Annotated in this window: 9 protein-coding genes; 2 read left to right on the top strand and 7 right to left on the bottom strand. The window is 42.6% G+C overall.

The features are described from left to right. Positions 1 to 87: 87 nt before the first annotated feature. From M3180_RS12095 to M3180_RS12085, 3 genes are all read right to left on the bottom strand, one after another. The gene (locus M3180_RS12095; RefSeq protein WP_251667736.1) at positions 88 to 4542 is read right to left on the bottom strand and encodes a carbohydrate binding domain-containing protein; all 4455 of its coding nucleotides are present in this window, start codon (positions 4540 to 4542) and stop codon (positions 88 to 90) included. Positions 4543 to 4616: 74 nt separating this feature from the next. After that, complete coding sequence (locus tag M3180_RS12090) at positions 4617 to 5495, bottom strand: carbohydrate ABC transporter permease (protein WP_251667734.1); 879 nt, start codon at positions 5493 to 5495, stop codon at positions 4617 to 4619. Between the two features lie 17 nt (positions 5496 to 5512). Continuing rightward, the gene (locus M3180_RS12085) at positions 5513 to 6397 is read right to left on the bottom strand and encodes an ABC transporter permease (RefSeq protein ID WP_251668048.1); all 885 of its coding nucleotides are present in this window, start codon (positions 6395 to 6397) and stop codon (positions 5513 to 5515) included. A 219-nt stretch (positions 6398 to 6616) separates the two neighbouring features. Between M3180_RS12085 and M3180_RS12080 the strand changes: the two genes are divergently transcribed. Continuing rightward, positions 6617 to 8335, top strand: a complete 1719-nt coding sequence (locus M3180_RS12080; RefSeq protein ID WP_251667733.1) for a sensor histidine kinase — start codon at positions 6617 to 6619, stop codon at positions 8333 to 8335. A gap of 10 nt (positions 8336 to 8345) precedes the next feature. Then, positions 8346 to 9977, top strand: a complete 1632-nt coding sequence (locus M3180_RS12075) for a response regulator (protein ID WP_251667731.1) — start codon at positions 8346 to 8348, stop codon at positions 9975 to 9977. Between the two features lie 84 nt (positions 9978 to 10061). On the opposite strand, the gene M3180_RS12070 is transcribed toward M3180_RS12075, so the two are convergent. From M3180_RS12070 to M3180_RS12055, 4 genes are all read right to left on the bottom strand, one after another. Continuing rightward, positions 10062 to 11741, bottom strand: coding sequence for an extracellular solute-binding protein (locus M3180_RS12070; protein ID WP_251668047.1), 1680 nt, complete (start codon positions 11739 to 11741; stop codon positions 10062 to 10064). Positions 11742 to 12006: 265 nt separating this feature from the next. Beyond that, a complete protein-coding gene (gene bglS / locus M3180_RS12065) occupies positions 12007 to 12720 on the bottom strand; it encodes a beta-glucanase (RefSeq protein ID WP_251667729.1) in 714 nt (237 codons plus the stop codon). Between the two features lie 192 nt (positions 12721 to 12912). Beyond that, entirely contained in the window at positions 12913 to 14079 is a 1167-nt protein-coding gene (locus M3180_RS12060) for a cobalamin-independent methionine synthase II family protein (protein ID WP_251667727.1), read from the bottom strand. Positions 14080 to 14257: 178 nt separating this feature from the next. Further along, positions 14258 to 14962: an SDR family oxidoreductase gene (locus tag M3180_RS12055; RefSeq protein WP_251667725.1), complete on the bottom strand. Its 705-nt coding sequence runs from the start codon at positions 14960 to 14962 to the stop codon at positions 14258 to 14260. Positions 14963 to 15092: the final 130 nt, after the last annotated feature.

Raw genomic sequence — 15092 nt, 5'->3', positions numbered from 1 at the left:
GAAGCTGTCTCCATCATTTATAACTAAAAAGCCGTTGAACATTTTACTTTCGTAAAACTTCAACGGCTTTAAGCAGCTTAGCCTAGATTAATTCGCTGGTCCGATATTAACTAAGCTTACATCGGATATTGTAATTGTAGTATCACTGTCACGCTGGCCTAACATATTCCCCATATCAAATGAAACTCTAGCATTGGCATAGCTTTCTTTATTAGCCTCAAATGTAAAGGTATAAAGCTGCTCTTCCGCTGTTAAGTCCACCTGATGCTCAAAGTAACCATGCCATGCGTAGTTGTTTTCTGCATCTACCCATCCGATGCCAATGCCTAGCTTTCTTGCATCCACTGCTTTGGCTTTAAAGGAAATCGTATATCGTGACCCTTGCTGTATCGCAAGTCCTTCGTAGATCACTTGTCGATCCCATGAGTTTTCTCCTGCATCGCCAATACTCGCTAGAAGCTTACCATCGATGGTATCTATGGTCAGTTGGCTCTGATCGCCTGCTGCATAGGTGATCCATCCCTCAGACCCGTTAGAGAAATCGCCATTCGCAATCAAATTAACGTTGATAGGCTGACCGCCCTGATCGGCGTTCGGATTGATCTCATATAGCCTTACTTCATTAATCGAAACAGTATGTGCTCCATTAGAAGAAACACTATTTCCTAATCCAAAGGCAAGCACGGCATTCTCATCAAATTGTGCACCCATCGCGATGGTAAATGCGTAGCTCTGCTTACTACTGCTTAGCTGCACTTCTTCCTCAAAATACTTGTTAAACTCGCCACCATTATGGGATAGAACGACCTGCAGCGCTTTAAGCTCTTCGGAAGTATATGCGTCAAATTCTAATCTATAATATTTGTTTGCTTCAAGTGCGATTTGATCCTGCTGCAATAAGGCATCCCACCAGTTTGCCGTTGTTCCTGACAGACCTATCGTTAGATCTCCTGCCTCAGAGATAGATGCCGTTAAATCGGACGGAATTAAGTCCCAGTAGCTTAATTCATCTGAAAACTGTCCATCTCTCACTTTATTCTCTGAGAAATCAATCCATAGTGTGTTGTAATCGAACCCTGTAAATTCAACATAGTAATTGCGTCCGGCTTCTAGATTAACGGGTGCCAAAGGTATCGTCTTATAGGTTTGCCATCCGCCAGTGCTGCCAAGGTTAAATGCTGATTGCGTAACGATGCTGCCTGTTTCATCTTTAATTGTGAATCCGACAGTCGAATTGCTTTCCTCACTAGCTAAACGAGCAGATAATACATAATTAGCATTACGCGCGACCTGAACCTTATATTGCAGCAGATCACCTTCGTCCATATAGCCTATATTTTTTCCGCCTTCGCTTGAATCCTCAAGCTGCAAGCCTTGCATTAGCCATGCCTGCGTGGCTGGCACATGGGCATAGCCATCAACAAATATTGGGTGTCCACGCTTCACTAGACGGACATTATCGATATAGACCTTTCCAGTAGATTCGCCAAATAAAAACTCGAGCGCAGCTCGTATATCTGATTCACCATCACCTACAACGATCTCCCCTGCATAGGTCTGCATATCCGTTCCAAGCTGTACCGTTCTCCCTTGTGCAATTTGGATCGTATGGTTGCCTGTACTTACAGCATCAATCGTTAAAGCTCTTGGAGAATCAGCCTTCGCATCATAATATAAACCGTACGTTGTATTCGCCTTAAGGCTAAGATCCGGCTGTGCAACAACAACTGCTTCTGGGTCACCGTTCGTATCAGTAACATCAACGGTTAACTGACGTTCCATAATCGGAAACTGAAGAAAATTGTTAACACTTACCTTCGCTGCTGCCTCTGAAGCGATGCTGCTCTTCCAAAACGCTAGTCGATCTTTTCCTTGATCAAACGTGCCGTTATAGATTAAGTTGCCATCGAACAAGGCTGGGCGATCACCAGGAACCTCTGGAAGTGGTTCTGCATCACCGAGCTCAATCAGTCGAACATTCGTCAGCATAACGGTTCCATCATTCAGTCCAAGATTAAATTCAAATCTAGCATTGTTATCAGAGCTTGCATTCATATTAAATTCGTATTCATAGGACTGCCATGCTGTAGTAAGCTCAAAGGATCGATCTCCTGAGTAATTCGTCCAGCTATTCTCGAACTGTGTGACCTTTGACATCAGGCTGCGCTCAGCTGATGCTTTCGCATCAAATTGAACCTTGTATCTCTTATGCTTCTCCACATAGATCGGCTTCTGTGTAAGCTGAATCGAATAGCTCTCAGTGCCTGCATCGTCTATCGTGACTTGTGCCACCTTGCCCTTTAGCTCATCATTAACAACCTCTACGGCACCTGCTCCGTTGGCGTTCGTTAGAAATTCCCATTGATGAGGGACACCGTCTGTATTAACCGCTTCAGTAAAATTAGAATTGTAAATCAGATTGCCATCCTCTTGCGGTTCACGCAGCTTTTCCGGCTTTGGAGGATTTCCTGTAACATCTGGCCAACGATCTAAATCCTGATACGAGTAAACACGAACGAAATCCAATTCCATTGTGTCGGATTGGAAATCATCATTCGGCGACCCCGGCCAATCTCCACCTACCGCTACATTAAGAATTAAATAAAACGGTCGATCAAATGGGGCTGGAAACGTATAATACTCTGGCTGACCCGCTGCTTTTGTTTGCCAATCCTTCACCTCATGATGCATGACGCCATCGACATAGAAACGTATTAAGCCTGGTAACCATTCCACTTGGAAATCATGATAGTCATCTGAGAACGACTGTCCTTCAGGCAGAGTCAAGCTGCCCTGCACGTGACCATGTGTTCCATCGGGCTGCTTACTGTCAAAATGCAGTGTACTGTATACACGATTTTTGTTCTGCTCTCCGCCGATTAACTCCATGATGTCGATCTCACCGGAGGCTGGCCAACCGCCATAATGAGCTTCATCTGTTGGCATCATCCAAATCGCTGGCCATATGCCTTGCTGTACAGGTAGCTTAGCACGTACGACAACTTTACCGTATGTCCAGTCTCCTTTGCCCATTGTAATAAGCTTGCCTGAGCTATAATCCTTGCCGCCATCCCCGCCCCTTTTCGCTTCGATCTGGAGTACACTGCGGTCGTTATCCTTGATAATTCTTGTATTGTTGGGACTGTAATATTGCAGCTCATTGTTGTATACGAGTCCCGTATCCATTACCGTCCATTTCGAAGCATCAATAGCTGGTCCGTTAAATTCATCATTCCAAACTAGCTGCCATTGATGATCAGGGATTGTCGTTGCCGGAACTGGCTTCTCACCAGTTGGGTTACTTGGCTGATATGGAGTTCCTGTACCGACCTGGTCATTATCATTATCTTCCGCTTTGCCTTTAATCGTTGTACGCAATCCCGCTCGAACCTCCTCATTATTAACGATGACATGGCTAGCTTGAACGAGTAGCTCCTGAATCGAACCCTCAGCTTGAATAACAGCATGATGAGCTTCAGCGTCTACATGTAATGTACCGATCGAGCTATCGTTGGACAGCTCAATGATTGCTTGTTGCAGCAGCAGTAGCTGCTGAATTCGACTAGTGTTGTTAATGGTAACCCTTACTGGCTTATCGTTCTTATCAATCACGATTCGATCAATATCTGAATGATTGATATTCACCGAGTGGCTTCCGCCGCCTTTTATAATTACGCTTCCTGTAACCTTAACGCCCTCTAGCGTAATATCCCCTTCACCAATACCTTCAGCAAGCAATAGATTACCATTAATCATGGTGTTCTTTACTGAGACATCTGCAGCGCGGATAATGACATTTCCCTCTACCGTTGATGGTGAATACGTATCAGGCGAACTGATCACATCACCGATCATTGCTGAGAGCAGCTGCGCTGTTTCTGCACGCGTAATAGGTACTTTCGGCTGCAGCTTTCCACTATACCCCTTCATTATGCTCTCACTTACCATATAGGAAAGAGCTTGCTTGGAGTATTCAGATACCTCGCTATAGTCATCGTACTTTTCTAGCACAGCGTCGTCTTTCATCTCGGTCGACAGCTGAAAAGCGCGATCGATCATCACTGCAGCATCCTCTCTTGTTACGGGAGCTGCTGGTGAAAGTGTTGTGTCAGAGGTTCCTAACAGGATACCCGAACCATTCGCGCGCATCATCGCATCGTAATACCATGCGCTAGCCTGCACATCTTCAAATGTGGTTACATGACTACCTGTAAATCCAAAGATTCGATCTAGAACAGCAACAAATTCTGCTCGGCTAATGTGAAGCTCCGGTCTAAAATAACCGTCCCTATAGCCGTTCATTAATGCTAACGCACTCATGTGCTTTATTGCAGGTTCAGCCCAATGCTCGGTAAGATCCTTCCATGGTTGTACGTTCTCTGATGTGTTAACTTCCGGCTCTTCTTCTTGCCCACTTACATCCAGATCGTGCTGACTTTGTCCTTGCTCAACATTTCCCGCTGCATGCACGTTTTCGTTCGCTGCAGAGACAAGCATTACGACTAAACAAATTGCCATACACAACGCTAACCACTTTTTCATCGTTGATCCTCCTGATATGATTGTTCACCCTGTTGACTGTTCCTGTTGGCTCAAATCCTTTCATCGCAGCTTTCTTATTCCTTAACCGCTCCAAGGACTAATCCTTTAACGAAGAATCGCTGTAAGAAAGGGTAAACCATTAAAATTGGTAGTGCTCCAATAAATATTTGTGCTGCACGCACAGTTCGCTGTGATACATTCTCCAGCATCGACGCATCAACATTGATCTTACTAAAATCCTGCTGCACGATAATGGTCTGCAGCAGTGAAGCGAGCGGATAATTTTTAATATCCGACATATAAATCATCCCATCAAACCAAGCATTCCAGTGATAAACCATCGTGAATAATGATAGGGTCGCAACAGCCGGCATGGACAAAGGAATATAGACAAGCATTAACGTTTTGAATTGCCCTGCACCGTCCAGATAGGCAGCTTCCTCAAGCTCCTTCGGAAGACCGCGAAAGAAGTTCATCATGAGGATCACATTCCATACGGACAACGCCCCCGGTAAGATAAGCGCCCAGATCGTATCCATAATTCCAAGCTTCTGGACTAGAATATAGCTCGGAATCAATCCGCCGCTAAATAGAATCGTGAAGACAAGGAACCAAGTGTAGAGCGAACGACCTCGGAAGCTCGCATCCTCCTTTGATAATGGAAACGCGGTTACTAGCACAAGCACCATTCCGATCACTGTAGCTAAAATCGTTCGCTGTGCTGAAACTAAAAGTGAGTTAATAAAGTTTGAGTTGCCAAATGTTTTTACGTACGCATCCGTTGTAAAGCCGATTGGCCAGAATCCAACCAAATTTGATGAAGCTGGTGCCATGCTACTGAATGAAACAGCCAAGATATGGACAATTGGCAATATACATAGCAGAGATAAGATCCCCAGGAAAATATAGTTAGCAATGCTGAATACTTTGTATCCTCTAGTTTTGTAATACAAGCTCGTCTCTCCTCCTTCTAGAACACACGGTAATTAGCTAGTTTATAAGCCAATCTGTACGAAACAATAATTAGAACAGTACCTACTGCTGATTTGAACAATCCTACCGTTGTAGCAAAGCTCATCTTCCCATTCAGAATCCCTAGTCGATAAACAAAGGTATCTATAATATCGCCCTTGTCATATACAAGCGGATTGTATAAGTTAAACACCTGATCGAAGCCAGCATTCAGGATATTACCTAGTGAAAGCGTCATGACGACGATCGTGATTGGCATCAAAGCTGGCAGCGTAATATGCAGCGTCTGCTTAAAGCGATTAGCTCCATCGACTTCCGCTGCTTCATACAAGGCAGGATTAATCCCTGCTAGAGATGCAAGAAATACAATCGTTCCGAAACCAAACTCCTTCCAGACATCACTGACGATCAACGTAAATCTGAACCAGTTGCCATCACCAAGGAAAAATATCGGTTCCCCGCCAAGGGCAACGACAAGCTTATTCACCATTCCACCTTGTGGAGAAAGAATATCAAGTAAGATCCCGCCAAGAATAACCCATGATAAGAAGTGCGGTAAATAAACGAGCGTCTGAGTCACTCTCTTAAAAGCCATTAAACGCACTTCATTGAGCAATACGGCAAACGTTAAAGGGGCTATTAATCCAGCCACTATCTTAAACACCGCAATAATGAGCGTGTTCCATATAACCTGATCTACATCGGGATATAGAAATAAATAACGAAAGTTTTCAAGCCCCACCCATTCTGATTCAAAAAATCCAAGCCACGGCTTAAAATCCTGAAAGGCAATAATAATACCTGCCATTGGAACATACTGAAACACGATCGCTAACAGCACAGCAGGTATGAGCATGACATGCAGTGGCCAGTTTCGTTTCATGTTCCAACGTTTCTTGGTAGTAAGAGCCTCGTTAGGCCCTTTCTCCGCAACTAAATTAAGATCCTTCACCCCAACATCCTCCAAGTCTTTTGAAAATTTTGTCTTTTCTAGGTCGTCCAGACCTTGTATAGTTACGATTATAGCAACGACGATTTATGATCTATATCCTAATATTGCAAGAACGATATTGATATTTTAACTAGATTAGGGGGGATGACTTTGATTGCTCGATTAAATGTTTTTACAAAGGTAACGCTGCTTATCGTGTTACTGCTCATACTCATGCTGTCACTTTACACCTATTCCAATCAGCAAAGTATTCGTGTCATCGAGCATGAAATTGAAACGAATACGATGAATCGTTTAACGACTTTTGCAGAATCTGTCGAATCCAACATTTATCAGCTTGCACTATATGGCATATCAATTGGGCAAGATTCCAGCATTCAGGAGTACCAAAGACCCGACTTTAAAGATAGTCCATATGAGCAAGTTAAGCTGAACAGAGCAATTCTCGAAAAGATCAATTTATACAATGCGGCAAGCAAATGGCACTCAACGATTACACTCTATTTCCCGCGTATGAAGCAGGTAATTTCAACCGATTACTATTCATCGATTCCATACCTGGAAAGCGAATTTATAGAGCCTTTTCCGCAGTCATGGATCTATGCTGACAACAGCTTTATCTGGCATACGACCGACCCTATTACTGCAATGAATGATCCAAGTACAGCGAGATTAATTACGAAAATCAGCTTCCCAGCTAATCATCTTGCAGCGCTTCTAGACCAGAACAAGTTAAATAACAATGGCGATCCCTTTCTGTTTCATCCAGAGCTTGGCTTAATTAGCAATAGCTCAAAGCAAGAGGATTTAATGACGTTGCTGGCTGATCAGCTTAAATCCGCTGAGCTCCAGAATGATGGCGGTTTTCGTACGAAGCTTAATGAAACCGTATATTATGTGTCCTATATTAAATCCAGCAGCTTAGATTGGTATTATGTCGACTACGTACCGCTCCAGCAAATATTAAGTCCGATCACGAGCAGCAGGAATTTGTTCTATGCATCCGTTGCAGTTTTAATCGTTGTAAGTGTCATTATTTTATTTGCACTTTATCGCAGTATTCAGCTGCCTCTGCTGCAGCTTGTAAGAGGTACGAATCGATTATCATCAGGGGATTTTTCTGTGCGGCTAAACTATTCAGCACGCAATGAATTTAGCTTGCTGTTTGCAAGGTTCAACATTATGGCTCAGCGTATTCAAGAGCTAATTGAGAACGTGTATGAGGAGAAGCTGCGTCGTCGTGAGGCTACGTTAAAACAATTACAATCGCAGATTAATCCTCACTTTCTATACAACTGTTTGTTTTTTATAAAAAACATGGCTCGCATGAAAAACGAAGAGGCTGTCGTAGCGATGTCATTGAATCTAGGGGATTATTATCGATATATTACGAGGTCAGAAACTGATCTAGCAACGATTGGTGAAGAGCTGAAAATGGTTACAAATTACTTAGAAATCCAATCACTTCGATTGGAACGAGTGAACTATACGATTGATGTACCCGATGAAGTATTGAATAAAACTGTCCCAAGACTAACGTTACAGCCGATTATTGAAAACGCTATAATTCATGGCATAGAGCCCAAGCCTGAGAATGGCGAGATAAGGATTTATGGAGATTTTAACGACAATGTGTACACCATTACAGTAGAGGACAGCGGAGTTGGTATGTCTGAGGAACAGCTTGAACAGATGACAACTAATCTTCAACGACCGCTAGATGAGAATATGGGCTGCGGAACATGGAATGTTCACCAGCGGTTATCCTTTATGTACGGTGAATGTGCAGGTCTAACTTACTACCATTCCCCGCTCGGTGGTGTAAAGGTCGTCATTACATGGCATAACAACAACAATTCGAATGAGTAGGTGAACAGACATGCTGCAATTATTATTAGTCGACGATGAACGTTCAGTTGTAGAAACATTAGCAGAGACGATACCGTGGGAGTCGTTAGGAATTGGCACCATCCATGAAGCATTGTCAGGTGCAAAGGCGTTAGAAATTATGGAAAATAACGCGATTGATATCATTATTACAGATATAAAAATGCCCGGTATGTCTGGAATAGAATTAATTGCTACCATCCACGAGCGGTGGCCGCACGTCCATTCCATACTGTTAACGGGTTATGCGGATTTTGAATATGCAAAGCAAGCCATCACCCAGCAGAGCTTTGATTATTTATTAAAACCGATAAGTGATGAAGATCTGATCGATTCCGTCACGCGGCTCGTCAATCGAATTAAAGAGAAATGGGAAGAAGCAGCCTCCTATCACAAAGCTCTGTATACCTTGCAGGAGAATCTACCCTTGCTCCGTTCAACGCTGCTTAACGACTTGCTTACGGGAAAAAGCTTTACAGAAGCTGCATTAACGGACAAGCTACAGCTGCTCGAGCTCCCTTATCATGTAGACCAACAGATCGGTATGCTTGTTATACGGATGGAAGAGCATTTATCTGAGATGGTAGACCAAGATGTTGCCCTCATAGAGTATGCTATATGCAATATTGTTAGCGAGGTCATGCAAAAGGACTTTCATATATGGCATACAAGAGATGCTCATGATTATATCGTTATTCTTGTCAGCCCTCGGCAAGATGTGTCCTCAAGTAAGGATGGTCATTTGAAAGCGAAGCTTGAGCTATATGCGGAGCAAATTCAAACGAATGTTCAGCTGTACCTAAAAGGGGCTGTCTCCATATTAGTGGGCAGCTGGGGACGGTTTCCTAATCAGATCAATGAAATCTACGAGCGCGCGGTTAGATCTATGCGAAAAAGGATGGGGCAAGGTCAAGGATTATTTGTTACCGCATTGGATGAGCCTAATCGTGACCCGATGCAAGCTATTCGAACGCTGTATGAGCCACCAACCTTAAATAATTTGCTCGAGGCTGGAAGATTTGACGATGTTGAGAAAAAGATAAATCACATTTTTGAGGAATTGCTCCATAGCAGCAATCATGATATTGCTGAACAGATGGTCGAAGTGTATCACATTTTAGCGGGCTCATTTGCCTTCATCATTCATAAAAACGGCAAGCAGCTTTCTGAGGTGCTACCTAGTGAGTCCTATCGCTATTTCCAAGCCCCCCACTATACGACCGCTCAGCAGCTGCTAGATTGGTCCAAACGAACGCTATACTATATTCGCGAGGATACGGAGCAAGAGCTTAAGGATAATCACAGCTCGATTGTACGCAGTGTAAAAAGCTTCGTAGACCGAAACCTGGCAGCAGATGTGTCTCTACCTGCCATTGCTGACCATGTTCATCTGCATCCCGTATATTTATCTAAAATCTACAAGCTAGAAACGGGTGAAGCCTTAACGGCCTATGTATACCGATTGCGAATGGAAAAAGCAGCGTATTACTTAAGAACCTCTACAGCAAAAGTGTTTGAGATTGCTGAGTGGGTTGGATATAACAATACCGCTTATTTCATTCGCGTATTCAAAAAATATTATGATGTTACACCGCAAGAGTATCGAGATAATCTACCGTTATAGTCACATCATCTAATAAAACCTAAAAACAAGCATTCTACACACGTTGACCGTGTATAGAATGCTTGTTTTAGTTGCTGTTAATGATTATTGACCACTAACCGATTGATACCATTCATTAACTTCCTCTGTAATCTGTTTTCCACCTGAGGAATACCATTTCTCAACAAAAGCATCGTATGCATCGATTGAAGTTTTTCCATAGATGATTTGTGAGAATGTGTCATTTTCCATCTTAGATAGAATGTCGTTGTTCATCTGCATCGTTTTCGTTGGTGCACCTGTAAACATTTGCGGCATAACGATGTCCTTCTGAGCCATTACAATTGTTGCTGCATCCAGCATCGGTTGCGGCACACCCGTTTTAATTTTTTTCTCAAATGGTGTTGATGGTTCTTCCCCGCTTGCAAGCTTTGCTAATGTCGCCATGTTTAAGCTTGGAATACGCGCTCCATCGAACGTAAGTGTATATTTCTCAGGTGCATATCCGCCCGTTAGTGCTGAATCCGTTGTTGGCACGCCATCAACCACTACCCAGTCATAACCCTCTGCCAAGCCGTATTCGAACTCACCGCCAACCTCAGGATTAGCGTAGTGATCGAATAGGTAGTTTTGGTACGTAAAGAACGCTTCTGGATTTTCCATATCTTTATTAATAAGAATTACACCATTACCATTAGATGTTCCACGTCTGCCTGCTTTTCCATCAGGTCCTGAAGGAATAGGATACGCTTTGTATTCAGCGTCAGGATTGTTTCTTTTCACATCCTCAAGCGGCCATGACGGCATCCAGTGAGGACCAACAACGATACCTGCTTTACCTGCAGTGAACTCTTCAGCAGCTTTGGTCTCATCATAAAGGCCAGCTTCCTCTGACATATACCCTTTGCCCATCCAATCCTGCAGCAATGCCAATGCTTCCTTGGTTCCTTCGCCCACTGAACCGTATTCCAATGTTCCGTCTTCCTTCATGTTCCATTGATTCGGCATGGAACCAAATGCACCGAATATCCAACCAGCGTCAGACATCCATGTATTGATCGCATTCTTGAATCCAATCGACAAACCGTACGTATCCTTTTGACCATTACCATCTGGATCTTGATTAGTGAACGCTTCCAAGATTGGCTCTAGATCTGCTAGAGTCTTCGGTTCTTCAAAGCCAAACTTCTTCATCCAGTCCTCTCGAATCCACATTACAGGGTCGCCGTTATAAGCGAAGTCAAGAATTGGAATACCGATTCGTTTGCCATCCTCCATATACGGATACCAAACCGTTGGATCTTCATTAACCGCTGCTTTCCAAACATCACTTGCATACTGATCGAATAGTTCGCCAGCATCGACAAACTTTCCAGATTCGATAAGCTCTCTTACTAGATTAAATTCACCACGGTAGGAGATAATATCTGGCATTTCAGCATTCGATGCAAGTGACAAACGTAGCTTAGTCTCAAATGCATTATTCGTTGAAGGTGATATCCATTGATTTTTTAGTTCGATACCTAGCTTTTCTTTTGCCCACTGCGTATGAACGTTATTGTCTTGATCTTCGCCAGACTTAAATTTTACATCAGGTCCCCAAGGACGCAAATAACTAATTGTAATTGGCGGATCATATTTGCCATCCTTTAACTCAACACTCGTTGTATTTGTTGATGTTGAATTAGATGGGCTTGTCGTGTTGTTGCTCGGCGTATTATTCGCACCATTCCCGCCACAACCAGCTAGTATGGTCGTCATCGTTAATGCGCCTACCAATAACATACTGCTCCATTTACTAGATTTCACTCTGTTCAACTTTCATTCCCCCAGTCATATAATGTTATATACAAAACCAATCATAATGAATGTCCTGATAGCTGCCCATACTAACATTGCAACATTTATTGCACTAATTTAGGATATTAAAAATTGAATATGCGTTGTTTAAATAATGCTATTTCTATTAATGAATAGTAAGATGATTGCTCAATGAATGCTAGACTAACATAACACAAAAGCAGCCTGCTAGGGCTGCTTTTGTGTTATGTTAGTTGCTCGTATATTTTACCCAATCATATTCAGCGTACAATGGATTAGCTCCGTTATAAGGACCTAGCCAATCATCAACACCTGTACCATTCCATATATTCATCATAATTTTACCTGGTGTACTCGGTATATTATTCGTTGCTGTATGCTTTAATACCCCATCAACATACCACTTAATATATCCCGGCTGCCAATCAAAGGCATACGTGTGAAAGCCCTGTGATGCATCAAAGCCAAGATCAACTATTCTCTCATTGCCGCCAATTCCATTCGTGAAATAATTGAACTGCACCTTGGTCGTATCCTTGCCTAGAAATTCAATATCAATCTCATCCCATTGTGTACCATGAGCTGGCCCTGTGTAGGTGAAAAAAGAGGAAACAATTCCTGTGTTTTTAGCAGGCTTCATACTTACCTCATACAAGCCATACCCATAGGTGTTCGTCGAACGATACTCTCCACAATCAAATTGATTGTAGGCCGAGCTTGTTAGCCCGAGTCTTAGCTTGCCATCGTGGGTAAAGCTGGCGTTATTACTACGCCAAGTACAATTGAACATGCCGCCATTGGAGTAGCCATTTGCTTTTTCCCATGTCTGAGCGTTATGGTACGTTAGTGGTTCCCAAAACACAAACCCTGCAAATACATTAACCGCAAAAAATAGTGAGATAACACTCGTTGCAACTAAAGTAATCCAAGTTTTCTTCTTCATCTTACACCTCCATTAATGATTTCACCTTAATTCTAGAGTGATTAAGTAGGGGACTCTATAGCAAACTTTTAATATACATGTTCATTTTCTAAGCAAAGAGGATGACTCCTCGGTCAAGTGCGACCTTCAGAATCATCCTCTTACGAACACTTTACAGCAATTCACACGCTGCAAAGCTTAATTATCTCAAGCTTACTTCCCCCAATATTGCTGGGCAATTTTTTGTCCTTGATTGATCTTCAACCACTGCTCCGCTTCTGTCAGCTCATTACCACCATCGCAGGAAGCAAATCCACATTGGTGTGAAAGCAACAATCTATCCTTATCAATAATGCTCGCTGCTTCATCTAGCATTCTTAGTACACGTGCTTCATCATCTAGCGTATTCGTCTTAGACGATAGCAGGCCAAGTACAATCTCCGTATTAGGCTTGTCTTTAAATACAGCCAATGCTTCAAGTGAACCAGCACGCTCATCATCCCATTCAAGGAAGAAGCGATCATAGTTCAGCTGCTTTAAGAACAGGTTAGCAATCTTAACATAGGAGCCGCCACCCATATTGCGAGAGTCGTAGTTACCGCGGCAGTTATGGGTCCACATTTTCAAGCCTAAGCTATGTCCGTAGTCGATTAATGTGTTGTTTATGTCAATGAATTCTGCAGCAAGTGCTTGTACTTCCTCTTGATTAATTTGCTCGCCCGTATATGGAGAATTCGGGTTGTCATCAGCAAAGAGCTCCCATAAGCAGTCATCAAACTGTAGAATCTTTCCTCCAGCTGCAGCATAATCCTCAACAAACTCCTTGTAGGCTTTAACTAGACCGCTCTTTAGCTCCTGACGATCCTTATAAACGGCTTCTGCTCCACCAATATTATCTGACCATGACAGCTCTCCATAAATATGGGATGGAGAAGGCACGCATAGCTTCGTTTCTTGATCTCCTGCAAGTGCTTGAAGCTTTTTATAGATATGAATAAAATGATGATTTTTTCCGCTTAGCTCACCTGTAATGCGAAGGCCGATATCTTTACGCGTCTCATATTTCGAGGTGCCGTCTATATCTCTGAAGAAGTAACCATGGTCTGCAATATAGCGTTTAATTCCTTGGAAGCCCCACACAAAGTCCAAATGCCACATTGACTTTGAATGCTCTCCATCTGTAAGCGGGGTGATACCATGCTCGATTTGCTTATTAACTACAGCACGAATGGAGCTTGCTTCGCATTGCTCATATCCTTCAAGCTCATTATAGAATGGGTAGCAGATATCGTCACGATGCTCAATTTGAGCCTTATATTCTAACAAATCTGCTGGACGCAAAAGGCTACCAACCAATTGAAATTTATGATTATTACACATAGAAAAAACCTCCTCAGCTCGTACATTTCTGTTGTATTGCATTGATTGTAGCATGGAAGATTATTGTATAGGTAACACCTAAAAGTCATATCTAGTTATAGCTAAAAGCTATAGCAAAAATCAAATAAAAAGAAGAGCATTCATCTGAAGGATGAGTGCTCTATTGTCATATTTATCCCTATGACAGCTTCCAGCCAAAGTCATCATGATAAATCATCTGCTTCGTCATTCCACCATCAATACATATATTTTCTCCAGTAATAAATCCTGCCTTATCAGAGCATAAAAACAACACCATGTTAGCAATGTCCAGTGGATTCCCTACTCGACCTGCCGGGTGCTGACGGGCATTTACCCCTTCGTACTCTACATAATCGGTGTCAATCCAGCCTGGAGAGATGGAATTCACTCTGACCTTCCCCGCAAGACTTACTGCAAGCGAATGCGTTAAAGCTGCTATACCACCCTTAGCTGCAGTATAGCTTTCGGTGTTAGGCTGGCTCATCCGATCTCTACTGGAAGAGATATTAACAATGCTTGCCCCTTCTGCAAAATGCTCTCTAAATAGCTTTGTCAGCATAAATGGCGCTGTCACCCCTACACGGAGAGCGTAATTAAACTCTTCGTAGGAACAGCTATCTAATCCTTTGGACAATGGCAAGGCATTATTGATAAGATAATCCACATGACCATAATCAGTTATGATCTTTTTCGAAAAACGTACTAACGTCTCCTCTTCGCTAATATCTCCTTGGAAGTATGGATTTTCTTTTATATCGATAACACCTACCTTTGCACCTTGTTTCTCAAACTCATCACAGATACATTTCCCAATGCCCTGTGCTCCACCTGTTACAACGACAACTTTATTTTTGAATGACATAAACATCCTCCATTCTAAATGTAATCATGTTATAGAGTAGTATAAGCTGCAATAATTGTGGTTTAATGGAACTTAAGACACGTATACCATAAAAAGGGTTGAACATAAATATGTCAAAACGAAGAGTTAG

It is taken from the genome of Paenibacillus camelliae (assembly GCF_023715345.1).
Taxonomy (GTDB): domain Bacteria; phylum Bacillota; class Bacilli; order Paenibacillales; family Paenibacillaceae; genus Pristimantibacillus; species Pristimantibacillus camelliae.
This window is presented reverse-complemented; position numbering and strand designations above follow the sequence as displayed.

Coding starts and splice junctions, on each gene's coding strand:
- M3180_RS12095 (WP_251667736.1), bottom strand. CDS start 4,542: ATGAAAAAGTGGTTAGCGTTGTGTATGGCAATTTGTTTAGTCGTAATG.
- M3180_RS12085 (WP_251668048.1), bottom strand. CDS start 6,397: ATGAAACGAAACTGGCCACTGCATGTCATGCTCATACCTGCTGTGCTG.
- M3180_RS12075 (WP_251667731.1), top strand. CDS start 8,346: ATGCTGCAATTATTATTAGTCGACGATGAACGTTCAGTTGTAGAAACA.
- M3180_RS12070 (WP_251668047.1), bottom strand. CDS start 11,741: ATGTTATTGGTAGGCGCATTAACGATGACGACCATACTAGCTGGTTGT.
- bglS (WP_251667729.1), bottom strand. CDS start 12,720: ATGAAGAAGAAAACTTGGATTACTTTAGTTGCAACGAGTGTTATCTCA.
- M3180_RS12060 (WP_251667727.1), bottom strand. CDS start 14,079: ATGTGTAATAATCATAAATTTCAATTGGTTGGTAGCCTTTTGCGTCCA.
- M3180_RS12055 (WP_251667725.1), bottom strand. CDS start 14,962: ATGTCATTCAAAAATAAAGTTGTCGTTGTAACAGGTGGAGCACAGGGC.